The organism is Streptomyces sp. NPDC031225, assembly GCF_055570355.1.
Genome location: NZ_JBVIHJ010000014.1, coordinates 44,755 through 67,168, shown reverse-complemented (window position 1 = coordinate 67,168; position 22,414 = coordinate 44,755). Strand labels below are relative to the sequence as shown.

The window sequence follows — 22,414 nt, the reverse complement described above, 5'->3', positions numbered from 1 at the left end:
CTTCGGCCGGTGTCAGCCCTCGTCCGCCGTCAACCGCAACGAGATGCTGTTGATGCAGTACCGCTGGTCCGTGGGCGTGGCATACCCCTCGCCCGCGAACACGTGCCCGAGGTGCGAGCCGCAGCGCGCGCAGCGCACCTCGGTCCGCACCATCCCGTGGGTCCGGTCCTCGATCAGCTCGACCGCGTCGGTGTCCTTCGGGTCGTAGAAGGACGGCCAGCCGCAGTGGGACTCGAACTTCGTGGTGGAGGTGAACAGTTCGGCGCCGCAGGCGCGACAGGAGTAGACGCCCTCGGTCTTGGTGTCGGTGTACTCACCGGTGAAGGCGGGCTCCGTCGCGGCCTGCCGCAGGACGGAGTACTCGGCCGGGTTCAGCTCCGCCCGCCACTGCTCGTCCGGCTTTTCGACGTCGTACGACATGAAGCTCAGCCCCTTACTTCGCGAGACGGTCCAGGATCAGCGGGCCGAGGTCGGTGACATCGCCCGCGCCCATGGTGAGAACGAGATCACCCGCCTTCGCCATTCCCGCGACCACCGACGGCACCTCCGCCGCGTCGTGGACCGGTGTCACGTCCGCCCCGGCGGCCCGCGCCGCCTCGATGATCAGCTCGCTCGTCACCCCGGGGACCGGGTCCTCGCGGGCCGGGTAGATGTCCAGGACGACCGAGCCGTCGGCCAGCGCGAGCGCCTGGCCCATCTCCTTGCCGAGTTCCTGCGTCCGCGAGAACAGGTGGGGCTGGAAGACGACCAGGATGCGGGCGTCACCGGCCGCCGCGCGCATGGCCTCCAGGTCCGCCGTCATCTCGGTGGGGTGGTGGGCGTAGGAGTCGATGACCTGCACTCCCGCCGCCTCGCCCTTCAGCTGGAGGCGCCGCTTGACGCCGGTGTACGCGGCGAGGGCGGGCGCCAGCTCGGTGGCAGGGACCCCGAGCGCGACACCCGCGGCCAGCGCGGCCACCGCGTTGTGCGCGTAGTGGCGGCCGGGCACGGAGACCGCGAAGGTGAGCTCCGCACCGTCGAGCAGGACGGTGACCTCGCTCTTCAGCCCCTGCGGGACGACCGACAGCACGCGTACGTCGGCGTCCTCGGCGTCGCCGTACGTCACCACGCGCACGTCGCGGGCCGTGACCCGCCGGGTCAGCTCCCGAGCCCCTTCGTGGTCCGCGTTGATCACCAGGGTGCCGCCCTCGGTGACCCGCTCCACGAACGTCTCGAAGGACTCGTAGATCTCGTCCATCGACGCGTAGTTGGCGTGGTGGTCGAGTTCGACGTTGAGGACGATCGCGACCTCGGGGGCGTACTTGTGGAAGCTGCGGTCCGACTCGTCGGCCTCGGCGACGAAGATCTCGCCGTCGCCGTGCAGGGCGTTGGAGCCGGGGGCGTCCAGGTCGCCGCCGATCGCGTACGAGGGCCGCAGCCCCAGCGCGGACAGGGAGACTGCCAGCATCGAGGTGGTGGTCGTCTTGCCGTGGGTGCCCGCGACCGCGATCGGCCGCAGTCCGTCCATCAGCGAGGCGAGGGCGTCGGACCGGTGCACCACGGGGATGCCGAGCTCGGCCGCCCGGGCGAGCTCCGGGTTGTCGGCCCGGATCGCCGACGACACGACGACGCAGGTGGCGTCGGACGCCAGGTGTTCCGCCGCGTGCCCGATGTGCACGGTCGCCCCCAGAGCGCGCAGCGCCTCGGCGGTCGCGGACTCCTTGGCGTCACTGCCGGCCACCTTCGCGCCGCGCTGCGCGAGGATCTTCGCGATCCCCGACATCCCGGCCCCACCGATCCCGATGAAGTGCGGTCGGTCCATGGCGGTAGGAAGGCCGGGTGCCATGCGTGTGTCTCCCCAAGTGGTGCGGTACGGATGCGGGGCCAGCCTATGCCTTGCTGTGCGAGAACAGCTTCAGCACCGGTACGCCCACCTTGTGACGTGCGCGGGACGCCCAGTCCCGGTGGAAGAACTCCTCCACGTAGTGGGGGTCGGTCAGGACGATCACCTCGTCGGCGCCGGTCTCCTCGACCAGCCGCTTCAGCGCGTCCAGGGGGTGGTCCTCGATGAGCCGTCCCTCCGCCGCGCTCCCGGAGACTCTGAGCGCCTGGAGGGACACCTCCAGTGCCTGTTGTCCCACGCCCTTCGCGGCCTCGCCCTCGGGCGTCTCCCGCTCCCGGACCGCCTCGTCCAGCTCGCCCAGTGCCACGTCGTCGATGGCCCGGAGCAACCGGTCGGCCTGGTCGCCCCGCGGCTGGAGCAGCACATGGAACGCGACGGACTCGTCACCGTGCAAGGTGGTGACGAACTCCACGTCGGCGGACGTCAGAGCCTTCTCGATCATCAAAACGCTGGTGAACACCGGGCGTCCCCTTCTCTGCGCTGTGCGCTCTGCGGAAACCATCCTGCCCCGTGATCGCACGGGTACTGCCGGATTCAGTGTGCCCGCCGGAAGCCAACCGGAACGACAGATTCCGGCGATGTCGGCGTCAGCGTGACTGCTCGAACTCGCGTCCGAACAATCACGCCCTGCGGTACCTGCTGAAGAGGAATCCGTCCTCCTCCAGCAGGGAGTCCAGTGCGAACCGCGCCGGGACCGCGACCGACGGCCCCCCGGCGATGCGCTGCGCGCCCCCCGCGGTGAGCATCGGGGACAGGGTGAGACAGAGCTCGTCGAGCACACCGGCGGCCACCAGCTGGCCCAGCAGCCGGGGGCCGCCCTCGGTCAGCAGCCGGGTGTGCCCGAGCTCGGCCAGCGCCCGTACGGCCCGCGCGGGGTCCACGCCGGCGCCGTCCCCGGCGATCACCACCCGCGCGCCCGCCTTCTCGGCCGCGGCGATCCTGTCCGGGGCCGCCGCGGCACCCGTGAGGATCAGCGTGGGCACCAGGGGCGAGGTGTACAGCGGGAGCGAGAAGTCCAGGTCCAGGCTCGCGGTGATCACCGCGATCGCCGGAACCGGGCCCTGTCCGGCCGCCTCCCGCATCCCCGCGAACTCGTCACGCGCGCGTGCGGGCCGGTACCCCTCCTGGCGTACCGTTTCCGCACCGGCGATCACCACGTCCGCCAGCGCCCGCAGCGTCCCGAAGATCCGCATGTCGGTCGCGGTGGAGATGGGCTGCGAACGGCCGTCGTGCTGGGCGGCGCCGTCGAGCGTGGAGACCATGTTGGCGCGGAGCCAGACCCCGGGGGTGCCGGGGCCGGGGCCGAGATCGGGGTACGCGTAGGCGGCGGCCAGCTCGTCGAGGCTCCAGTCATGGCCGGACCCCGGTTCCGGGCTCCGGGCCGCTGTCTCGTCGGTCACAGGGAACAGGCGTCGCATGTCGTGCAGTGTGGCACGGCCCTTAGCATGGTGAACCGTGTCTACTTCCCCCGCCGCGTCCGGGTTCGGCCCGATAGCCGACACCGCCCCGCCGTCCCTGTGCGACCGTGAGCCGCACGTCCCCGCGGACCGGCTGGTCGCCGAGATGGTGCCGCCGCCGCGGTTCGACTCGGTGCGGTTCGACACGTACATCCCGGACCCGAACCAGCCCACCCAGACCGAGGCCGTCCAGGTCCTCGCGGGCTTCGCTGCGGGGCTCGGCGGCGCGCACGCGCTGGGCGGCGGCAAGCGCGGCTTCCTCGGTTTCGGCAGGCCCAAGGCTCCGAAGACCCCGGCGGGCCCCCGAGGCGTCTACCTGGACGGCGGCTACGGCGTCGGCAAGACCCACCTGCTGGCCTCCCTCTGGCACGCCACCCCCGCCGAACCGTCCCTCAAGGCATTCGGCACCTTCGTCGAGCTGACCAACCTGGTCGGCGCCCTCGGCTTCCAGAAGACGGTCCAGACGCTCTCCGGCCACCGCCTGGTCTGCATCGACGAGTTCGAGCTGGACGACCCCGGCGACACCGTTCTCGTCTCCAGCCTGCTGGGCAAGCTGGTCGACGCGGGCGTGGCGCTCGCCGCCACCTCCAACACCCTGCCGGGCAAGCTCGGCGAGGGCCGGTTCGCGTCCGTCGACTTCCTGCGCGAGATCCAGGGCCTCGCGGCGCACTTCCGGCCCCTGCGCATCGACGGCGAGGACTACCGCCACCGTGGGCTGCCGGAGGCGCCGGCGCCGTTCGCCGACGAGGAGGTCACGAAGGCGGCGTACGCCACCGAGGGCGCCTCGCTCGACGACTTCCCGGGCCTGCTGGCACACCTGGCCAAGGTCCACCCGAGCCGGTACGGCGCCCTGACCGACGGGCTGAAGGCGGTGTGCCTGACCGATGTCCAGCCGGTGCCGGACCAGTCGACGGCACTGCGGCTCGTGGTGCTCGCGGACCGCCTCTACGACCGCGAGGTGCCGGTGCTGGCCTCCGGCATGCCCTTCGACCGGCTGTTCAGCGAGGAGATGCTGAACGGCGGTTACCGCAAGAAGTACTTCCGTGCGATATCCCGGCTCACCGCGCTGGCCCGCGACGCGAAGGGCCTGGTCGAGGGAGCCTGAGGCGCTTTCTAGCGCCCCAACTCCACAAGATCAAGAGCCGGTTCGCGCCAGACACCCGGCGCGCTTCAGCCTCTCTTCAGCTCGAAACGTTAAGTTAACCCTGCAAACAACTTTGCCGAGCTAAGGTGTTTCTTGACCAGTCATTGACCAGCGGTTGGCCAGACCTAGAAGTGAGAACTACCGGGAGGGGGGCGCATGTTCCGAGGTGCGACGGCACGGACCGTGGTCACGACCCTCGCCGCCGTCCTGCTCGCCCTCCCGTTCTTCGCATCGACCGAGGCCTTCGCATCCGCGCACACAGGCCGTCAACTTGAGGCCAAAGCTCAGCCCGGAATCAAGCTCTCCGGCAAGGCACTGCGCGCCGAGGCCGCCTCGAAGCGCCACTGCAACCCCGTAGGGGATCCGACCGGTCCCCTGCGCACCCGCGACCGGCACCGCGCCGTCGGTTTCGCCCCCGCGGGGCCCGAGCGCCCGCTGTCGGCCCAGGAGCCGGCGGCCACCGCCACGAAACAGGTCGCGTCCGGCGGGTTCACGCTGTCCAGACCCTCGACAGCCCATACCCCGGCGGCACTTCAGGTCTTCCGCTGCTGACAGCAGAGCAGTCCCCCACCCCTGTTCCCCCACCTGTCATGTAAGCCCGACGCGCACCTCGCGCGCCGGGCACGTCCGACGCGCCGCTCGGCGCGCCAGGAGGAGTCCCCCCATGCAGCCCCTCATCGACAACGCCCGCACGTTCGGACAGCGCCCTGAGGAGTTCGCCAAGCTGGCCGAAGGTCAGTCCCCCCAGGTTCTGTTCATCACCTGCTCGGATTCCAGGGTCGTCCCGGCCCTGATCACGGGCGCCCGCCCGGGCGAGCTCTTCGAGCTGCGCACCGCGGGCAACATCGTCCCCCCGTACGGCTCCGAGCACCCCACCAGCGAGGCGGCCACCATCGAGTACGCCGTGGAGGTACTGGGCATCCGCGACATCGTGGTCTGCGGACACTCCCACTGCGGCGCCGTCGGCGCCCTCGTCCGCGGCGACGACCTGGACGCCGTGCCGGCCGTGCGCGACTGGCTCACCAACGCCACCCCGCGCCCCGCGGGTGCGGCCGAGGACCCGTGCGTCACCGAGGGCGTGCAGAGCCACGTCCTGGCCCAGGTGCTGCGCCTGCGGTCCTACCCCTGCATCGAGAAGAAGCTGGCCGAGGACCAACTGACCCTGCACGCCTGGTACTACGAGGTGCACACGGGCGCGGTGCGCGTCCACCGCGCCGAGACCGACGCGTTCGAGGGTCTGTGATCGCCATGATGACCAAATACCCTCACCTGCGGCAGGACTTCGCCGCGTCCCTGGTCGTCTTCCTGGTCGCGCTCCCGCTCTGTGTGGGCGTGGCCGTCGCCTCCGGTGTCCCGGCGGAGCTCGGACTCGTCACCGGCATCGTCGGCGGTCTGGTCACCGGTTTCCTGCGGGGCAGCAGTCTCCAGGTCTCCGGTCCGGCCGCCGGTCTGACGGTCCTCGTCTTCGAGGCGGTCGACGAGTTCGGGCTGCCCGCGCTCGGTGTCATCGTGCTGAGCGCCGGTCTGATCCAGCTCGCCATGGGCGCCCTGAAGCTGGGGCGCTGGTTCCGGGCGATATCCGTCTCCGTCGTCGAGGGCATGCTGGCCGGAATCGGCCTCGTGCTCATAGCCGGCCAGCTGTACTCCGCGGCCGGACTGAAGGCGCCCACCACCGGTGTCGACAAGATCCTGGGACTGCCCGGTGCCGCCGTCGACGCAGTCGGCAGCACCACCGCGCTCACCTCGCTCGCCGTCGGCGCGGGCACCGTCGCGGTGCTGGTGCTGTGGAAGAAGCTGCCCAAGAAGGCGCAGACCGTGCCGGGCGCGCTCGCGGCGGTCCTGCTGGCCACCGTGGTCACCCAGGTCTTCGGCCTGTCGATCGCCACCGTCGAGGTGAACGGCCTGCTTGACTCCATCCAGCCGCCCGGCTCGGAAGCCTTCGGCGAGCTGGCCAACCCGGCGATCTTCGGCACCATCCTCGCGTTCACCCTGATCGCCTCCGCCGAGAGCCTGTTCAGCGCCGCCGCCGTGGACCGGCTGCACGACGGTCCGCGCACCGAGTACGACAAGGAGCTCATGGCCCAGGGCGCGGGCAACGCAGTCTGCGGCGCGCTCGGCGCCCTGCCCATGACCGCGGTCATCGTGCGCAGCTCCGCCAACGTCCAGGCAGGCGCGAAGACCAAGGCGTCCCGGGTCATGCACGGCGTATGGCTGCTGCTGTTCGCGGCCCTGCTGCCGTCGACCCTCGCCCTGATCCCGCTGCCCGCGCTCGCCGGCATCCTGGTCCACGCGGGCTTCAAGCTGATCCCCTTCCGGGGGATCGTGACGCTGTGGCGCGGTCACCGCGGTGAGGCACTGATCCTGGTGGTCACGGCCGTCTCGATCGTCGCGGTGAACATGTTCGAGGGCGTGCTCATCGGTCTGGCGCTGTCCGTCGCCAAGACCGCCTGGGAGGCCTCGCACCTCAAGCTGGAGATCGTCGACAAGGGCGCGGGTCCCATCCAGGCCCACCTGTCGGGCAACGCGACCTTCCTCAGGCTGCCGAAGATCCTCGACAGCCTGGAGTCGCTGCCCCAGGACCGGCCCGTGGAGCTGGACCTGTCCGGCCTGCACCACCTGGACCACGCCTGCCGTACGGCGCTGGAGAACTGGGCCGAGCGGCACAGCTCGGTCGGCACGGAACCGGTCCGGGTCACCGAGCCGGAGCCGGCGCGGGTCACCGCCCCGTAGCCCGCGCCCGCCTGGTCCGGAGCCGATCGTGGCCCCGGACCAGGCACCGGGCATATCGTGGCAGGAGCAGACATAAGCACCTCTCGACGAGGAGGTCGCGATGCTCCCAGAGCTGTTGGCGGCGGCCGCGGCGACCGGTTCCGCGGCGCTCGTCTACGTCGCGGCGGCGGCCCGGGTCGTCAAGCAGTACGAGCGCGGGGTGGTCTTCCGCCTCGGACGCCTCGCGGGCGAGGTGCGCGAGCCCGGATTCACGCTGGTCGTGCCGTTCGTGGACCGGCTGTACAAGGTGAACCTTCAGATCGTCACGATGCCCGTGCCTGCCCAGGAGGGCATCACCCGGGACAACGTGACCGTGCGCGTGGACGCGGTCGTCTACTTCCGGGTCATCGACGCGGCGAGCGCCCTCGTCAAGGTCGAGGACTACAAGTTCGCCGTCTCCCAGATGGCCCAGACCTCGCTGCGCTCGATCATCGGCAAGAGCGAGCTGGACGACCTGCTGTCCAACCGCGAGAAGCTCAACGAGGGCCTGGAGCTGATGATCGACAGCCCGGCCGTCGGCTGGGGCGTCCAGGTGGACCGCGTGGAGATCAAGGACGTGTCCCTGCCGGACACGATGAAGCGCTCCATGGCCCGCCAGGCCGAGGCCGACCGTGAGCGGCGTGCCCGGATCATCAACGCGGACGCCGAACTGCAGGCCTCCAAGAAGCTCGCGGAAGCCGCCAAGGAGATGTCCGAGCAGCCCGCCGCACTCCAACTCCGGCTGCTGCAGACGGTCGTCGCGGTGGCCGCCGAGAAGAACTCGACACTCGTCCTGCCGTTCCCGGTGGAGTTGCTGCGGTTCCTGGAGCGGGCGCAGGAGCATCCGGCCGGAAAGTGACGCGAGGGGACGGAGCGGGGCCGGGAGGGGACACGCTACGCGCGTGGTTCACGGAGCCCGGCCCAGGTGATAGACACAGCGGAGTCACAGTCCTGTCCGCCAGCAGGAAGGTTGCTTCTCCATGTCCGCAACACGACGTCAGGTCCTCTCCCGCTCGGCCGCCGTCGGGGCCGGCATCGCCTTCACCGGCGCCCTCTCCGAACTCTTCGCCGGCACCGCCGCCGCCCAGTCCCTCGGCCACACCGGCTACGGCCCCCTCGTCCCCGACCCCAAGGGCCTGCTGGACCTGCCGAAGGGCTTCCGCTACAAGGTCCTCTCCCGCGAGGGCGACCAGCTCCGCTCCGGCGAGGGCAAGGTCCCCTCCAACCACGACGGCATGACCGCGCTGCCGGGCAGACACGGCCGGGTCCACCTGGTCCGCAACCATGAGAACCGCGTCACCGCGGCCATCGCCGTCCCGACGGTCGCTGGTCTCACCTACGACCCGGCGGGCAAGGGCGGCTGTACGGCCCTCACCCTGGACAGCCACGGCAACGTGCTGTCGGAGCGGGTCGCCATCGCCGGTACCGCCGTCAACTGCGCGGGCGGGCCCACCCCTTGGGGCACCTGGCTGACCTGCGAGGAGACCGAGGACAGGGCCGGCACCAACGGCTACACCAAGGACCACGGCTTCATCTTCGAGGTCGACCCGGTCGACCCGCACCGCTCCGGCGCCGTACCGCTGACCGCGATGGGCCGCTTCCAGCACGAGGCGATCGCGATCGACCCGAAGCGCGGCATCGTCTACGAGACCGAGGACGCCTTCCTCAAGCCCTTCGGCCTCTTCTACCGCTTCCTGCCCAACAGGCCCGAGGGCGGCCTCGGTTCGCTGCGCGCGGGTGGCCGGCTCCAGGCGATGCGGGTGCCGGGCGTGCCGGACCTGTCCGCGATCCAGGAGACCGGTGCCTGCTTCGAGGGCATCGAGTGGGTCGACGTACCGGACCCGCTGGCCACCGAAACCCCGGTCCGGCTCCAGGACTTCGGCCCGAAGGGCATCACGCACGCCCAGAAGCTGGAGGGCTGCTACTGGGGCGGGAAGAGCGTCTACTTCGTCTCCTCGTTCGCGCACAGCGCCGAGGGTTCGGCCGCCGACCACTTCGGGCAGATCTGGCGCTACGACCCGTCCGCGCGCCGGCTGACCCTGGTGATCGTGTTCGGCCCGGACACCGATGTGCAACTGCCCGGCGAGTCCCCCGACAACATCTGCCTCGCCCCCAGCGGCGGCCTGATGGTGTGTGAGGACGGCAACGGCGCCCAGCACGTCTTCGGTGTCACCCGGCACGGCGAGGTCTACGCGATGGCACGCAACGCGCAGAACATCGGCACGCCCGAGGCCCCGGAGTGGGGCGAGTTCGCCGGCGTCACCTTCTCCCCCGACGGGCAGACGATGTACGTCAACTGCTACACGCCCGGGACGACCTTCGCGGTGACGGGGCCCTGGCGCAGGTAGCCGCCTCCGCGACGGCTGGCGCGCCCCGGTCCCCCGGCGCAGGATCGAGGGACCGGACCCGGCCGGAAGGGGTGCCCCATGGCGAAGAAGGGCTCGAAGTCCCACGCGTCCGAGAAGAGCGCGAAGGCCCGCGACGAGACCGACCTCCGCGAGCTGCTGCGCATACCGGGCGGCAAGCCGGTGGATCTGTCCGCGTACGACGCCCGGGAGACCCCGGCCGGTCCCCGTGACAAGCAGGCGGGCCGGGCCGCGACGACGGCGCTGGCCACTCCGCTCGCCGACCTCCAGGAACGTCTGTGGGCGGCGAGCGCGGCTGGCGACAGGCGCCGGATCCTGCTGGTGCTGCAGGGCATGGACACCAGCGGCAAGGGCGGCACGGTCAAGCACGTCATCGGCGTGTTCAACCCGTCCGGCTGCCGCATCCACGCCTTCAAGGCACCCACGCCCAAGGAACTCGAACACCCCTTCCTGTGGCGCGTCAGAAGGGCCCTCCCGCAAGCCGGCGAGCTGGGCATCTTCGACCGCTCGCACTACGAGGACGTCCTCATCGCCAAGGTCCGCGAACTCGCCCCGCCGGCCGAGATCGAGCGCCGTTACGACGAGATCAACCGCTTCGAGAAGTCCCTCACCGACGACGGCGTCACCGTCGTCAAGTGCTTCCTGCACATCTCCTACGAGGAACAGCGTGACCGGCTCCTCAAGCGCCTGGACCGCCCGGACAAGCACTGGAAGTTCAACGTCTCGGACATCGACGACCGCGCCCTGTGGCCCGCCTACCAGCAGGCGTACGAGACCGCCCTGGAGCGCTGCTCGACACCGCACGCCCCCTGGTACCTGGTCCCCGCCGACCGCAAGTGGTACCGCAACTGGGCGGTCAGCCGGCTCCTGCTGGAACACCTGTCGGCGCTGGACCCCCAGTACCCGGAGGCGGCCTTCGACGTGGAGGAAGCCCGCAGGCGGCTGCTCGAAGGGTGATTCCCGGGGTACTCGGGGCGCATGACCGAGAACCGGCACGTCAAGGGCTCGTACTGGCTGGAGACCGCGCCCGGCGGGTCCCGGCCGCCGCTCACCGAGGATCTCGACGTCGACGTCGCCGTGATCGGCGCCGGGATCGCCGGGCTCAGTACCGCGTGGGAGCTGGTGCGGGCCGGAAAGCGGGTCGCGGTCCTGGAGGCCGGGCAGGTGGCGGCCGGGGTCACCGGGCACACCACCGCCAAGCTGACCGCCCTGCACACGCTGATCTACGACAAGCTGCGCCGCACACGCGGCCCCGAGGGCGCCCGGCTCTACGCGCGCTCACAGAGCGAGGCGATCGAACGGGCCGCCGAGATCGCGGAAGAGCTGGGCGTCGACTGCGACTGGGAGCAGCGCGACGCGTACACCTACGCCTGTGACGAGGGCCGGGTCGAGGAGCTGCGGGCCGAGGCGGCGGCCGCCCGGGAGGCGGGGCTGCCGGCGTCGTTCGTGACGGAGACCGGGCTGCCGTTCCCGGTGGCGGGCGCGGTGCGGGTCACGGGTCAGGCGCAGTTCCATCCGCGCAAGTACCTGCTGGCCCTTGCCGAGGATCTGGTCGCCTCCGGGGCCGCCGTGCACGAGCACACCGCCGTCCTCGGCCTCGACGAGGGCGAGCCGTGCCGGCTGTCGACCGACACCCGGGCCACGGTGACGGCCCGGGACGTCGTGGTCGCCACCCACTACCCGATCTTCGACCGGGGCCTGCTGTTCGCCCGGCTCTCCCCGCGCCGTGAGCTGGTCGTCGCCGGGACGATCGACCGGGATCGGGATCCGGACGGCATGTACATCACGCCGGAGGAGGGCACCCGCTCGGTCCGTACGGCTCCCTGGAGCGCCGACCGGCGCCTCCTCATCGTCACCGGCGAGCACTTCACCCCCGGCACGGGCGACACCAGGACCCGCTTCGACCACCTGTCCGCCTGGGCCACCCGGCGCTTCCCCGGTGTGGATCTCACCCACGCCTGGGCCACCCAGGACAACGACCCCACCGACACCGTGCCGCTCGTCGGCCCCCTGCACCCGGGCGCCCGGCACGCCTACGTCGCCACCGGCTTCGGTGGCTGGGGCATGAGCGGCGGGATCATGGCGGGCCGCCTCCTCACGGCGCTGATCACCGGCGAGGAGTGCGCGTGGAGCGAGCTCTACGACCCCCGCCGCCTGCTCTCGGCGGTCCGTGAGGCCCCGTCCTTCCTCAAGACCCAGGCGCAGGTGGCCCGTCACTTCGTCGGCGACCGCCTGCGTCCCGCACCCCCGCTGGAGTCCCTGCCGCCCGGGGAGGGTGCCGTGGTCCGCGTGGACGGCGACCGCCTCGCGGTCTACCGCGACGAGGCCGGCGCCCTGCACGCCCTGTCCCCGCGCTGCACCCACCTGGGCTGTCTGGTCTCCTTCAACGGCGCCGAGGACGCCTGGGAGTGCCCCTGTCACGGCTCCCGCTTCGACACGGACGGCAAGGTGATCCAGGGCCCGGCGACCCGGCCGCTGGAGCAGCGGGACATCTGAGCGGGTGACCTCACGGCCGGGCCGACCGTGCATATAAGCCACATCACCATACGTTCGTACGGTGATCACTCCCGTACGCCGTGCCCTCGCCGTCTGCGCCCTGGGCGCCGCACTCGCCGCGTGCGCCACGCACGCGCCCCCAGCCGTCCGAGCGGCGGCGCCCACCACGACCACCGCGTCCCCGTCCGCGCCACCCACCCTCGCCCCCGGCCCCGGCGGCCTGACCCCCGTCTTCACACACGGGTCCCGCACCCACGGCAGGACCGTCGCGCTGACCTTCGACGCCGACATGACCGCCGGCCAGGGCGCCCGGGCCGCGGCGGGCGAGCACTTCGACAACCCGGGGCTGATCGCGGCGCTGCGGGCGCTGAAGGTGCCGGCCACCGTGTTCATGACCGGGAGATGGGCCGAGGAGTACCCGGACCAGGCCCGTTCCCTCGGACGGGATCCGCTCTTCGAGGTCGCCAACCACTCCTACAGCCACTACGCCTTCACCGACGACTGCTACGGGCTGCCGACGGTGTCCGGTGACCGGATGCGGTCGGACGTGGAGCGGGCGTACACGGCGTTCCGGGCGGCGGGGGTGCCGGACGCGATGCCGTACTTCCGCTTTCCCGGCGGCTGCTACGACCGGCGGGCGCTGCGGGCGCTGACCCCGGTGGGCGTGACCGCGGTCCAGTGGGACGTGGTGAGCGGGGACGCGTTCGCGACGGACGCGGAGGCTGTGACCCGGCAGGTGCTGGAAGGGGTGCGGCCGGGGTCGGTGGTGGTCATGCACTGCACGCGCAGCGCCGCACCGACGACGGAACGGGTGGTGCGGGCGGTGGTCCCGGAGCTGCGTGCGCGGGGCTTCCGGTTCGTGAAGGTGTCCGAGCTGATCGAGTCCTAGGCTGGAGGTATGAGCGAGGAGTACTGCACGACCGGCGACGTGCCGAAGCCGCCGGTCGCCGAGGGGCCGCCGTACGCGGAGTGCGTGCTGTGCCGCAAGCCGACGGAGTATCCGGAGTCGCACAAGGGGATCACGCTGTGCCCGGTGTGCGAGTGGCAGGAGGCTCAGCGGACGGCCTGTTCGGGGTGACCTTAGGGTTGTCCGGGTGAGCCACGACGTGACGCCCTCCACCGACAGCCCCTTCCACTCCGAGCCGACCGCACGCGACGAGGCACCGCAGTTCGTGCTGCCCCTGGTCGTGCGGATCGAGCGGGACGCACCGCCCGCTCGCACCGACGCCCTGGAGACCGCCGCCCGCGCGGTTCTCGTCATGCTCAGCGATGAGCGTTCCGCCGGCGACGGCGAGTGGGCCGAGGTCATGCGGGACTGGCAGGACGCCCGCATCCGCAAGGTGGTGCGGCGGGCCCGGGGTGCCGAGTGGCGGCGGGCCGAGGCGCTGCCCGGGATCACCGTGGCGGGGAAGTCGGCCCAGGTGCGGGTGTTCCCGCCCGTGCCGCTCGACGGCTGGCCCAAGGAGCTGGCCAAGCTCCAGGTCTCCGGCACCGACCTCGACGATCCCGAGCCGCCCGTGGCGGCGGACCCGACGGCACCCGTGCTGTGGCTCAGCCCGGACCTCGACATGTCGGCCGGCAAGGCGATGGCCCAGGCCGGTCACGGCGCCCAGCTCGCCTGGTGGGAGCTGTCGGACGAGGAGCGGACCGGCTGGCGGGACGCCGGGTTCCCGCTCGCCGTACGGACCGCCGACGCCGGCCGGTGGGGTGAACTCACCACGAGCGGGCTGCCGTTGGTCCGTGACGCCGGTTTCACCGAGATCGCACCGGGCTCCTGCACGGTCGTGGCGGACCATCCGGCGCTGCGGTGAACCGGCTCGACGGGCGGGCCGGGGTGCGCGGCCGCGGTGGACCTTCCGGGGTGTGAGATCACCGGCCGCCCCTGCCCGAACCTCAAATGTTGCTCTGAACGTCCCGTGGGCACGGTTCGCACCCGCGGCCCGGGGCCATACCTCCGTCACACCGGGCGGGCGGTCGGAGAGAACGGGGAGGGGACGGACATGGAGCGACTGGGAACGGGCATCGGATGGCGGCCGGAGATCGCGGACGCCGTGGAGGGCATGGCGGGCATCGACTGGGTCGAGGCCGTGGCCGAGAACGTCTGCCCCGGGCATCTGCCCGAGTCGCTGCGACGGCTGCGCGAGCGCGGGGTGACCGTCGTCCCGCACGGCGTCTCGCTCGGACTCGGCGGCGCCGAGCGGCCCGACGCCGGGCGGCTGACCGCGCTGGCCGAGCGCGCCGAGGCGCTGGGCTCGCCGCTGGTCACCGAGCACATCGCGTTCGTCAGGGCGGGCGGCCCGCTCACCGCCTCCCCGCGTCTGGAGGCCGGACACCTGCTGCCCGTCCCCCGCACCCGGGACGCCCTCGACGTCCTCTGCGAGAACATCCGGATCGCGCAGGACGCGCTGCCGGTGCCGCTCGCCGTCGAGAACATCGCCGCGCTCATCGCATGGCCCGGTGAGGAGATGACCGAGGGGCAGTTCCTGTACGACCTCGCGGACCGGACGGGGGTGCGGCTGCTGATCGACGTGGCCAACCTGCACACCAACCACGTCAACCGCGGCGAGGACCCGGCCCGCGCGCTCGCCGAACTTCCGCTGGAGGCCATCGCCTACGTCCATGTCGCGGGCGGCTTCGAGCGGGACGGGGTGTGGCACGACAGCCACGCCCACCCGGTCCCGCGGCCGGTCCTCGACATCCTCACCGACCTCTCCTCCCGCCTCTCACCGCCGGGGGTGCTGCTGGAGCGGGACGAGAACTTTCCCGAACCGGGTGAACTGGAGCGGGAGTTGGCAGCGATCAGGGAGGCGGTGGAGAAAGGGGGTGGCGCAGCGGCCCGCGGTGCGTGGCGTCCTGCCGTCACCGAGGGGCCGTCGGGCGTTCCGACGGAACCCGCCCGGCAGCGGGTCGCCCTCGCCCAGACCGCGTTGCTGTCCGCGCTCGTGGCCGGGACGCCCGGGCCGGAGGGGTTCGACCGGGCGCGGCTGGGGGTGCAGGCGCGGGCGCTCGCGGGGAAGCGGGCGGACGTGGTGGCGAAGGTCGCGCCCGAGCTGCCGGTGATCCTCGGGGCGGTGTACCGGCCGGCGTTTCTGGCGTACGCGCAGGGCCGGCCGATGACGGACGGGTACCGGCGGGACGCGTTGGACTTCGCCGAACACCTGGTGCTGGGCGGCGAGCCGGGGGACGCGAGGGTGCGGCGGGAGCTGCGGGAGTGGTGGCTGGAGCGGTCGGGTCCGGTCCCGAGGTCACGGCGACCGGGGGTGCGGTTGACGCGGGCCACGCGCAGGGTGCTGCTGCGGCGGTGACGGCGTGCCGCCCGCTGCGGTGTGCCGGGAATAACACCACAACCACTCCGCACATCCGACCTCTACGTTTCGCCCCCATTCCTCCAGGAATTCCACCCCGTTTACCCTGCCCTTTCGCCCCGTCTCGCCCCCGATGCAACCATTCGCTCCCGTACGGCAGTTGACGTTGACCCGGCAGTAATATGTCAACCCCGCACCTGAGACTCCCTAGCGTGCGGTGCCGCAACAGGAGGCACCATGCGATCGCGACCGCCCGTCAAGGGGCGAGGCATCTTCACCGGCACCGGCGTCATCATCACCGGCCTGGTGGCGACCGTCGTGGCGTTGCTCATCCCGATGTGGACCTACGCCGACCGCTCGGACACGGGACTGAGCGTGCTCAGCGCCGGGACCGTGACGACGCCGTACGGCCCGCTCTCCGCACTGGACCGGGACTTCGTCACGAAGGTGCGGCTGGCGGGGCTGTGGGAGCTGCCCGCGGGTCAGCAGGCGGAACAGAAGGGGACGACCCAGGCCGTACGGACGGCCGGCGCGCACCTCGTCGAGGGACACACCTTCCTGGACGCACGCGTGCGTGACGTGGCGTCGAAGCTCGGACTCGCCCTGCCTAACGAGCCCAGCGACCAGCAGAAGCAGTGGCTCGCCACCCTGAACCAGGCCCAGGGCGTCGACTACGACCGCCAGTTCGCCAACATCCTGCGCCTGGCGCACGGCAGGGTGTTCTCGGTCGTCGCCCAGGTCCGTGCGAGCACCCAGAACTCCCTGGTCCGCGCCCTCGCCGACGACGCCAACACCACCGTGCTGGACCACATCAAGGTCCTGGAGGCGACCGGCTACGTCGACTTCGCCACCCTGGCCCAGGAGTTGGCCGCCGGCAGCGCCCCGCCACTCGTCAACTCCCCGGCCCCGGCCGGCCCGACGGCCGACCCCGGCATCGTCGTACCGGTCACCCCGTCGCCGTACGCGACGCCCTTCTCCCTGCCTCCGGCCGCCTCCAGCCCGGCGCCGGTTCCGTCGTAGCCGGATCGCTTCCGGACAAACGGAACGTCACACACCGACAACACTCCGTCCGGATCGTGAACAGGCCATGGCGCCTCCGGGAGCCTTTGGCATAGAAACGCGGCATGTTCTGGGTTCTTCTTCTGCTGCTGGCCTGGGCCGCCACCGGCACCGCGTGTACGCGGCTGTGCCTGGCCGCCGTACACGCGGCGGCCGCGGACGCGGATGCCCGGGCACACGATCTGACGCTGTACGAGGCCGCGTTCCTGTCCGGCGGCCCCCGGCGGGTCGCGGACCTGACGCTCGTCTCCATGGCCCGCCAGCACCGTCTGCTGCTCGCCCGCACCGGCTGGGCTACCGTCGTCGATCCGCGCGGGCGCGACGAGATGGAGCGGACCGTCATCGGTGCCATCGGGCCGGAGGGACAGTCCCGGATCGCGCCGGTGCGCGCCGACGCGGCCTCCGCGGACGCGGTGCGCAGCCTCGCCGACCGGCTCGTGGACGCCGGTCTCGCCGTGCCCGACAACGCCAGGTCCGGCATCGCGGCGGGGGTCCGCCAGGTGCGGCTGGCCGCCGTGGCCGTGGTCGCGCTGGGCGCCGTCGCGCTGCTGACGCCGGCCCCGTCGGAGATGCCTCGGCACCTGGTCGCCCTCTGGTTCGCGCTGCCTCTCACACTGAGCCTGAGCTGCCTGGCCATCGCCCGGGTGGAGGTCCACCCGTACTCGCGCTGGGCCTCCCCGGCCGGTCAGCGGCTGCTCGGCGCCCTGAGCCGGCGATCCGGCGGCACGCCCGAGCGGACGTACCTCACCTCCGTCGCCGTACGCGGCATCAGCGCCGTCGCCGAACCGGACCTGCGCGCGGCCTTCGCCCACCGTGAGCACCCGGGCGAGGTGCACCTCGGGGGCCACCGCGAGCAGCGGCGCGACTGAGCGCGCCCGGGGGCGCACGGAGGCATTGGGGCCGACATCGGCGGGGCGGTGCTTGCCTTCGCCCGCACCCGAACGAAACTTCCCCTTTGTCGCTGCCGCGCACCGAAGGGATACCGATGAGAGCTCCCGCCCTCTACACGGCCGCCGGTTCCTTGCTCCTGACCACACTCGCCGCAGGCCCGGCCGGAGGCGCGCCCGCCGCCCCGGGCGTGGCGGAACTGCACGGCACCGCCATCGCCGCCGCGCGCGCAGGGACGGCCGGGGTCCGCTTCGGCGCCTGCCCCGAGGCCGAGGACCTGCCCGGCACCGTGCGGTGCGGCACGGTGTCCGTCCCGCTCGACTACGCGCACCCCGACGGCAAGCAGATCAAACTGACCGTCAGCCGGGTGCGGGCCACACAGAAGGACCCGCACAACAGCAAACACCGGGTGCCCCGGCAGGGCGCCCTGGTCTACAACCCGGGCGGCCCCGGAGCCTCCGGCATGTACTTCCCGCTGATCGGCGCCCTGCCCGAGTGGAAGGGCCTCGCGGCGGCCTACGACCTCGTCGGCTACGCCCCGCGCGGGGTGGGCCGCTCGGCACCCCTGTCCTGCAAGGACCCGAAGCACTTCTTCACGGCCCCCACGCAGGCGCCGGCCCACCCCTCGCAGTCGTACAAGAAGGAGCGCATCGCCCAGGCGAAGGCCTACGCGCGCGGGTGCGCGAAGCGGGCGGGCGCGGCCCTGCGGCACTTCACCTCCCTGAACAACGCCCGCGACCTGGACGTCCTGCGGGCCGCGCTGGGCGAGCAGCGGCTGACGTTCATGGGGGCGTCGTACGGGACCTACTTCGGCGCGCTGTACGCGACGCTCTTCCCCTCGCATGTGCGGCGGATGGTGTTCGACGCGGCCGTGAACCCGGACCCGGAGCAGGTCTGGTACCGCAACAACCTCGACCAGTCGGCGGCGTTCGAGGAGCGCTGGGCGGACTTCCGCGAGTGGGTCGCCCGGCACGACGACGTGTACGGCCTCGGGGACACGGCCGAGGAGGTGCTGCGCAGCTACGAGAAGGCGGCGGCACAGCTGGCCGCCGAACCGGCCGGCGGGAAGGTCGGACCCGGGCAGCTGCAAGGAGCGTTTCTGTCGACGGGGTACTACGACGACTTCTGGCCGCATCGCGCGCAGGCCCTGTCTGCCTATCTCAAGGGCGATCCGAAGCCGTTGATCCAGCAGGCCGGGCCGCACCAGGAGGCGGCGAAGGAGGCGGAGAACTCCAGCGCCGTCTACACGGCCGTCGAGTGCAACGACGCGCCCTGGCCGACGGAGTGGGACGTGTGGGACCGGGACAACACACGGCTGGCACGGGTGGCGCCGTTCGAGACGTGGGACAACGTGTGGATGAACCTGCCCTGTGCGTACTGGAGCGCCCCACGTCAGCAAGCCCTCGACGTGCGCACGGGGGCCGGTGAGTTGCCGCCGACGTTGATCCTCGCCGCGGAGCGGGATGCCGCCGCGCCCTACGAGGGGGCCCTGCAGTTGCACCGGCGGCTGTCGGGGTCGGTGCTGGTGACCGAGCGGGACGCGGGCACGCACGGCATCGCGGGCGGCCCGAACGCCTGCGTCAACGGATACCTGGACGCCTATCTGCTGGAGGGCCGCCTCCCGGTGCGGCGCGCCGCGTGCGCCCCGCACCCCGAGCCGAAGCCGAGCTCCCGGGAGGCGGCCGTCGAACCCGCCCGCTGATCAGCACTCGCTGATCAGGCGAGGCCCGCCACGAGGTCGCCGATGTCCTTGCGGCGGCCCGTGTAGAACGGGACCTCCTCGCGGACGTGCATACGGGCCTCCGACGCGCGCAGGTGGCGCATGAGGTCGACGATCCGGTGGAGCTCGTCGGCCTCGAAGGCGAGGATCCACTCGTAGTCGCCGAGCGAGAAGGAGGCGACGGTGTTGGCGCGGACGTCCGGGTAGCCGCGGGCCATCTTGCCGTGGTCGGCGAGCATGCGGCGCCGGTCCTCGTCGGGCAGGAGGTACCAGTCGTAGGAGCGGACGAAGGGGTAGACGCTCACGTAGTCGCGCGCGTTCTCGTCGGCCAGGAACGCCGGGATGTGCGAGCGGTTGAACTCGGCGGGGCGGTGCAGTGCCATGTTGGACCACACGGGCTCCAGGGCGCGCCCCAGCTTCGTGCGGCGGAAGAGGTTGTACGCCTCCTGGAGCTGGTCGCTGGTCTCCGCGTGCCACCAGATCATGACGTCGGCGTCGGCGCGCAGCCCGGACACGTCGTAGGTGCCGCGGATGGTGACGTCCTTGGCGGCGAGCTGGTCGAACAGCTCCTGGACCTCGTCGGCGTAGCCCGTGCGGTCCTCGGGGAGCACGTCCTTCAGCTTGAAGACGGACCAGAGCGTGTAACGGATGACCTCGTTGAGGTCCTTGGCCAGCTTGCCCTTGTTCGGGACCCTGCCGGACTCGGGGGTGGGGGCGTCGTTGCTCATGGCCTCATTCTCCCGCTCCGCCGTGCAGACTCTGCACCGGGTTGGCCGTGAGCTCCCGTACGGCGGTCGGGTCGCCCTCGATCTGGTCCACGGCGGCGTAGGCGCTCGCGATGCAGGCCGGGATGCCCACGCCGTCGTACTGCGCGCCGCACAGCGCGAGGCCGGGGACCTTGGCGACGTGCTCGCGGATGCGGGTCACGCGCGCGTGGTGGCCGACGGGGTACTGGGGAAGGCCGTCGGTCCAGCGGGTGACGCGGGTGTCGAGCGGGGTGGCGTCCAGCCCGGTGGCCGCTTTCAGATCGGTGCGGGAGACGTCCACCAGGCCGGCGTCGTCGCGCTCCAGGATCCTCGTCTCGCCGTGGCGGCCGACGGAGGTGCGCAGGACGACGACGTCCGGGTTCTCGTCGGCGATCCAGCCCCACTTCTGGGAGGCGAAGGTGGCCGCCTTGATGGTGCGGCCGTCGACCGGCGGGACGAGGAAGCCGCTGCCGGCGGGGAGGGCGGTGTCGGAGCGGCGGTAGGCGAGGCTGACCAGGGCCATGGACGCGTACTCGACGGTGTCGAGCTCGGTGGCGGCCTCGGGGGCCTCGGCGCGCAGGAGTCCGGCGGCGGCCGGGGCGGGGGCTGCGACGATCACGGCGTCGGCGTGCAGGACTCGGTCCCCGGCCACGACCCTCCAGCCGCCGGACGCCTCGCGGCGCAGCTCGGTCACCGGGGCGCCGGTGACGATCTCGCCGCCGCGCGCGCGGACCGAGTCGGCAACGGCGAGCGGGAGGGTGCCCACGCCGCCCCGGATGCCCGTGAACACCGGGCCGGTCTGCTGGTTGGCCGCCATCTTGGCCTGGATCTCTCGGACGCCCTCGGTGAGCGAGGTGTGGGTCCTGGCGACCTGGAAGAGCTGCGGGACCGCCGAGCGCATCGAGATGCGGTACGCGTCGCCCGCGTACACGCCGCCGAGGAGGGGTTCGATGAGGCGGTCGACGACCTCGCGGCCCAGACGCGCCGCCACGTACTCGCCGACGGCCACATCGTCGCCGACCTCGGTGCGGGGCAGCTCGGCGTCCTGCCCGATGCGGGCGAGCCCCTCGTCGGACAACACTCCGGCCAGCGCGTCGGCGGTGCCGGGGACGCCCATGACGTGGCCCTTGGGCATGGGACGCAGGGCACCGCGGGTCCAGATCGAGGCCGTCGCGGTGGCGGGCGGCTGAAGGCGCTCGTCGAGGCCCACCTCACGCGCGAGGGCCACCGCCTCCGGTCTGCGGGCCAGCATCGACTCGGCGCCGAGGTCCACGCGCGCGCCCGCGATCTCGCCGGGCAGCAGCTTGCCGCCGACGCGGTCCGACGCCTCCAGCACGGTGACGCGCGCGCCGCGCTGCAGCAGTCGGTGGGCCGCGGCCAGTCCCGCGATGCCGGCTCCGACGACGACCACCTGTGATCCGCTCATGGCCCCAGCCTCTCAGACCCCACTGACAGGCCACCGGCGGCCCGGTGTCCTTCACGAGTCCCGACCGTGACCGCATCGGAACCACCGGACTCCAACGTTCGCGACCACTCCGGCGTCGAAGGAGCGTCAGTTGTCCACGACTCTCGGGGGAACGCCCATGCCCACATCACGTTCACGACGTTCACGCCGTTCCGTACGTCCCGTCCAGACCCTGGCCGGGCTCCTGCTGGCCACGGCTCTCGCGCTGACCGGGTGCAGCGGGGGCGCCAACTCCAGCAGCGACGGCGGCAGCGCCCTGTCCGACGACAAGGCCGCGCAGAGCGAGGCGAAGGGCGCGGCCGGCGCCGAGGACAGCGCCGGCGGCAAGCAGGCCACCGCCGCACCCCAGGCCGCCGCGAACCACATCATCCGCACCGCCACGCTGACCGTGCAGGTCAAGAACGTGCCGAAGGCGCTCGCCGCGGCCCGCACCAGCACCGAGAACGCGGGCGGTTTCGTCGGCAAGGAGTCCACCTCCCGCGACGAGGAGGGTGCGGAGCAGACACAGGTCGTGCTGCGGGTGCCCGTCGAGAAGTACGACGAGGTCCTCACCGACCTGCAGGGCACGGGCAAGCTCCTGGAGCGCACCGCGAACGCGCAGGACGTCACCGACCAGGTCGTCGACGTCGAGAGCCGGATCGCGACGCAGCGCGCGAGCGTGGCGCGGATCCGGGAGCTGATGGACAAGGCGACGAAGCTGAGCGACGTGGTCACCCTGGAGGGTGAACTGAGCACCCGCCAGGCCGACCTGGAGTCGCTGCTCGCCCGTCAGGCGACCCTGAAGGACCGCACGACGCTGGCCACCATCACGCTGTCCCTGTCCGAGTCGCCCGTCGTCAAGGCCGAGGAGGACGACGACCCCGGTGTCGTCGACGCGCTCGCGGGCGGCTGGGACGCGTTCGTGACCATGCTGCGCTGGATCGTGGTGGCGGTGGCCGCGGTGCTGCCGTTCCTCGCGGGGCTCGCACTGCTCGTACTGGTGTGGCTGCGGCTGATCCGGCCCCGGCTGGCGCGCCGGCCGGCTCCCGTGGCCGCCTCGACCGCGCTGGGTCCGCTGCCGACGGCACGGCCCGTCCCGGACCCGGAGGCGGGATCCGCGCGGGGGCAGGGCGAGCAGGACTGAAATGCCGCGCCCTCG

22 protein-coding genes are annotated in these 22,414 nt (G+C 72.1%); 16 read left to right on the top strand and 6 right to left on the bottom strand.

All coding sequences use genetic code 11. From position 1 onward, the window contains the following. Positions 1 to 12 precede the first annotated feature (12 nt). The 4 genes from msrB to ACZ48Z_RS23905 all read right to left on the bottom strand — a co-directional run bounded on the left by msrB (position 13) and on the right by ACZ48Z_RS23905 (position 3,300). Positions 13 to 420 carry a peptide-methionine (R)-S-oxide reductase MsrB gene (msrB, locus tag ACZ48Z_RS23920; protein ID WP_389097834.1) on the bottom strand — a complete coding sequence of 136 codons (408 nt, stop codon included), beginning with the start codon at positions 418 to 420 and terminating at the stop codon, positions 13 to 15. A gap of 13 nt (positions 421 to 433) precedes the next feature. After that, positions 434 to 1,825, bottom strand: coding sequence for a UDP-N-acetylmuramate--L-alanine ligase (gene murC, locus ACZ48Z_RS23915; protein ID WP_468737898.1), 1,392 nt, complete (start codon positions 1,823 to 1,825; stop codon positions 434 to 436). A gap of 43 nt (positions 1,826 to 1,868) precedes the next feature. After that, positions 1,869 to 2,342 carry an indole-3-glycerol phosphate synthase gene (locus ACZ48Z_RS23910; protein WP_468737897.1) on the bottom strand — a complete coding sequence of 158 codons (474 nt, stop codon included), beginning with the start codon at positions 2,340 to 2,342 and terminating at the stop codon, positions 1,869 to 1,871. Positions 2,343 to 2,502: 160 nt separating this feature from the next. Next, a complete protein-coding gene (locus tag ACZ48Z_RS23905) occupies positions 2,503 to 3,300 on the bottom strand; it encodes a pyrimidine reductase family protein (RefSeq protein ID WP_468737896.1) in 798 nt (265 codons plus the stop codon). A 37-nt stretch (positions 3,301 to 3,337) separates the two neighbouring features. Between ACZ48Z_RS23905 and zapE the strand changes: the two genes are divergently transcribed. The 15 genes from zapE to ACZ48Z_RS23830 all read left to right on the top strand — a co-directional run bounded on the left by zapE (position 3,338) and on the right by ACZ48Z_RS23830 (position 19,047). After that, positions 3,338 to 4,444, top strand: coding sequence for a cell division protein ZapE (zapE, locus tag ACZ48Z_RS23900; protein ID WP_468737895.1), 1,107 nt, complete (start codon positions 3,338 to 3,340; stop codon positions 4,442 to 4,444). Positions 4,445 to 4,639: 195 nt separating this feature from the next. Further along, entirely contained in the window at positions 4,640 to 5,035 is a 396-nt protein-coding gene (locus ACZ48Z_RS23895) for a hypothetical protein (RefSeq protein ID WP_468737894.1), read from the top strand. 112 nt (positions 5,036 to 5,147) lie between these two features. Then, positions 5,148 to 5,726, top strand: a complete 579-nt coding sequence (locus tag ACZ48Z_RS23890; protein WP_468737893.1) for a carbonic anhydrase — start codon at positions 5,148 to 5,150, stop codon at positions 5,724 to 5,726. A 5-nt stretch (positions 5,727 to 5,731) separates the two neighbouring features. Next, complete coding sequence (locus tag ACZ48Z_RS23885) at positions 5,732 to 7,213, top strand: SulP family inorganic anion transporter (RefSeq protein WP_468737892.1); 1,482 nt, start codon at positions 5,732 to 5,734, stop codon at positions 7,211 to 7,213. Positions 7,214 to 7,313: 100 nt separating this feature from the next. Beyond that, positions 7,314 to 8,090, top strand: coding sequence for a slipin family protein (locus ACZ48Z_RS23880; RefSeq protein WP_468737891.1), 777 nt, complete (start codon positions 7,314 to 7,316; stop codon positions 8,088 to 8,090). Between the two features lie 121 nt (positions 8,091 to 8,211). Continuing rightward, complete coding sequence (locus ACZ48Z_RS23875; RefSeq protein ID WP_468737890.1) at positions 8,212 to 9,579, top strand: PhoX family protein; 1,368 nt, start codon at positions 8,212 to 8,214, stop codon at positions 9,577 to 9,579. A 78-nt stretch (positions 9,580 to 9,657) separates the two neighbouring features. Continuing rightward, positions 9,658 to 10,554 carry a polyphosphate kinase 2 family protein gene (locus ACZ48Z_RS23870; protein WP_468737889.1) on the top strand — a complete coding sequence of 299 codons (897 nt, stop codon included), beginning with the start codon at positions 9,658 to 9,660 and terminating at the stop codon, positions 10,552 to 10,554. Between the two features lie 21 nt (positions 10,555 to 10,575). Continuing rightward, positions 10,576 to 12,093, top strand: a complete 1,518-nt coding sequence (locus ACZ48Z_RS23865; protein ID WP_468737888.1) for an FAD-dependent oxidoreductase — start codon at positions 10,576 to 10,578, stop codon at positions 12,091 to 12,093. A gap of 61 nt (positions 12,094 to 12,154) precedes the next feature. Next, the gene (locus ACZ48Z_RS23860) at positions 12,155 to 12,982 is read left to right on the top strand and encodes a polysaccharide deacetylase family protein (protein WP_468737887.1); all 828 of its coding nucleotides are present in this window, start codon (positions 12,155 to 12,157) and stop codon (positions 12,980 to 12,982) included. A gap of 9 nt (positions 12,983 to 12,991) precedes the next feature. After that, on the top strand, positions 12,992 to 13,171 hold the full coding sequence (locus ACZ48Z_RS23855) for a hypothetical protein (protein ID WP_468737886.1): 180 nt from the start codon (positions 12,992 to 12,994) through the stop codon (positions 13,169 to 13,171). Positions 13,172 to 13,187: 16 nt separating this feature from the next. Further along, on the top strand, positions 13,188 to 13,904 hold the full coding sequence (locus tag ACZ48Z_RS23850) for a peptidyl-tRNA hydrolase (protein ID WP_468737885.1): 717 nt from the start codon (positions 13,188 to 13,190) through the stop codon (positions 13,902 to 13,904). A 189-nt stretch (positions 13,905 to 14,093) separates the two neighbouring features. Then, positions 14,094 to 15,398, top strand: coding sequence for an MbnB/TglH/ChrH family RiPP precursor modification enzyme (locus tag ACZ48Z_RS23845; RefSeq protein ID WP_468737884.1), 1,305 nt, complete (start codon positions 14,094 to 14,096; stop codon positions 15,396 to 15,398). A 237-nt stretch (positions 15,399 to 15,635) separates the two neighbouring features. After that, positions 15,636 to 16,418 carry a DUF4142 domain-containing protein gene (locus tag ACZ48Z_RS23840; RefSeq protein WP_468737883.1) on the top strand — a complete coding sequence of 261 codons (783 nt, stop codon included), beginning with the start codon at positions 15,636 to 15,638 and terminating at the stop codon, positions 16,416 to 16,418. A gap of 104 nt (positions 16,419 to 16,522) precedes the next feature. Continuing rightward, positions 16,523 to 17,326, top strand: a complete 804-nt coding sequence (locus ACZ48Z_RS23835; protein WP_468737882.1) for a TIGR04222 domain-containing membrane protein — start codon at positions 16,523 to 16,525, stop codon at positions 17,324 to 17,326. Between the two features lie 116 nt (positions 17,327 to 17,442). Next, on the top strand, positions 17,443 to 19,047 hold the full coding sequence (locus ACZ48Z_RS23830; RefSeq protein WP_468737881.1) for an alpha/beta hydrolase: 1,605 nt from the start codon (positions 17,443 to 17,445) through the stop codon (positions 19,045 to 19,047). A gap of 14 nt (positions 19,048 to 19,061) precedes the next feature. Here the strand turns inward: ACZ48Z_RS23830 and hemQ are convergent, their stop codons facing one another. Further along, a complete protein-coding gene (hemQ, locus tag ACZ48Z_RS23825; protein WP_468737880.1) occupies positions 19,062 to 19,793 on the bottom strand; it encodes a hydrogen peroxide-dependent heme synthase in 732 nt (243 codons plus the stop codon). Positions 19,794 to 19,797: 4 nt separating this feature from the next. Continuing rightward, positions 19,798 to 21,237 (bottom strand): protoporphyrinogen oxidase, encoded by a 1,440-nt coding sequence (gene hemG, locus ACZ48Z_RS23820; protein WP_468737879.1) that lies wholly within the window; start codon positions 21,235 to 21,237, stop codon positions 19,798 to 19,800. Positions 21,238 to 21,394: 157 nt separating this feature from the next. Between hemG and ACZ48Z_RS23815 the strand changes: the two genes are divergently transcribed. Continuing rightward, positions 21,395 to 22,399, top strand: coding sequence for a DUF4349 domain-containing protein (locus tag ACZ48Z_RS23815; protein WP_468737878.1), 1,005 nt, complete (start codon positions 21,395 to 21,397; stop codon positions 22,397 to 22,399). The last annotated feature ends 15 nt before the right edge of the window (positions 22,400 to 22,414 follow it).

Coding starts and splice junctions, on each gene's coding strand:
- ACZ48Z_RS23840 (WP_468737883.1), top strand. CDS start 15,636: ATGCGATCGCGACCGCCCGTCAAGGGGCGAGGCATCTTCACCGGCACC.
- ACZ48Z_RS23895 (WP_468737894.1), top strand. CDS start 4,640: ATGTTCCGAGGTGCGACGGCACGGACCGTGGTCACGACCCTCGCCGCC.
- murC (WP_468737898.1), bottom strand. CDS start 1,825: ATGGCACCCGGCCTTCCTACCGCCATGGACCGACCGCACTTCATCGGG.
- ACZ48Z_RS23890 (WP_468737893.1), top strand. CDS start 5,148: ATGCAGCCCCTCATCGACAACGCCCGCACGTTCGGACAGCGCCCTGAG.
- ACZ48Z_RS23885 (WP_468737892.1), top strand. CDS start 5,732: ATGATGACCAAATACCCTCACCTGCGGCAGGACTTCGCCGCGTCCCTG.
- ACZ48Z_RS23870 (WP_468737889.1), top strand. CDS start 9,658: ATGGCGAAGAAGGGCTCGAAGTCCCACGCGTCCGAGAAGAGCGCGAAG.
- ACZ48Z_RS23815 (WP_468737878.1), top strand. CDS start 21,395: ATGCCCACATCACGTTCACGACGTTCACGCCGTTCCGTACGTCCCGTC.
- hemG (WP_468737879.1), bottom strand. CDS start 21,237: ATGAGCGGATCACAGGTGGTCGTCGTCGGAGCCGGCATCGCGGGACTG.
- ACZ48Z_RS23865 (WP_468737888.1), top strand. CDS start 10,576: ATGACCGAGAACCGGCACGTCAAGGGCTCGTACTGGCTGGAGACCGCG.
- ACZ48Z_RS23855 (WP_468737886.1), top strand. CDS start 12,992: ATGAGCGAGGAGTACTGCACGACCGGCGACGTGCCGAAGCCGCCGGTC.
- ACZ48Z_RS23830 (WP_468737881.1), top strand. CDS start 17,443: ATGAGAGCTCCCGCCCTCTACACGGCCGCCGGTTCCTTGCTCCTGACC.
- hemQ (WP_468737880.1), bottom strand. CDS start 19,793: ATGAGCAACGACGCCCCCACCCCCGAGTCCGGCAGGGTCCCGAACAAG.
- ACZ48Z_RS23835 (WP_468737882.1), top strand. CDS start 16,523: ATGTTCTGGGTTCTTCTTCTGCTGCTGGCCTGGGCCGCCACCGGCACC.
- msrB (WP_389097834.1), bottom strand. CDS start 420: ATGTCGTACGACGTCGAAAAGCCGGACGAGCAGTGGCGGGCGGAGCTG.
- ACZ48Z_RS23875 (WP_468737890.1), top strand. CDS start 8,212: ATGTCCGCAACACGACGTCAGGTCCTCTCCCGCTCGGCCGCCGTCGGG.
- ACZ48Z_RS23845 (WP_468737884.1), top strand. CDS start 14,094: ATGGAGCGACTGGGAACGGGCATCGGATGGCGGCCGGAGATCGCGGAC.
- ACZ48Z_RS23905 (WP_468737896.1), bottom strand. CDS start 3,300: ATGCGACGCCTGTTCCCTGTGACCGACGAGACAGCGGCCCGGAGCCCG.
- ACZ48Z_RS23880 (WP_468737891.1), top strand. CDS start 7,314: ATGCTCCCAGAGCTGTTGGCGGCGGCCGCGGCGACCGGTTCCGCGGCG.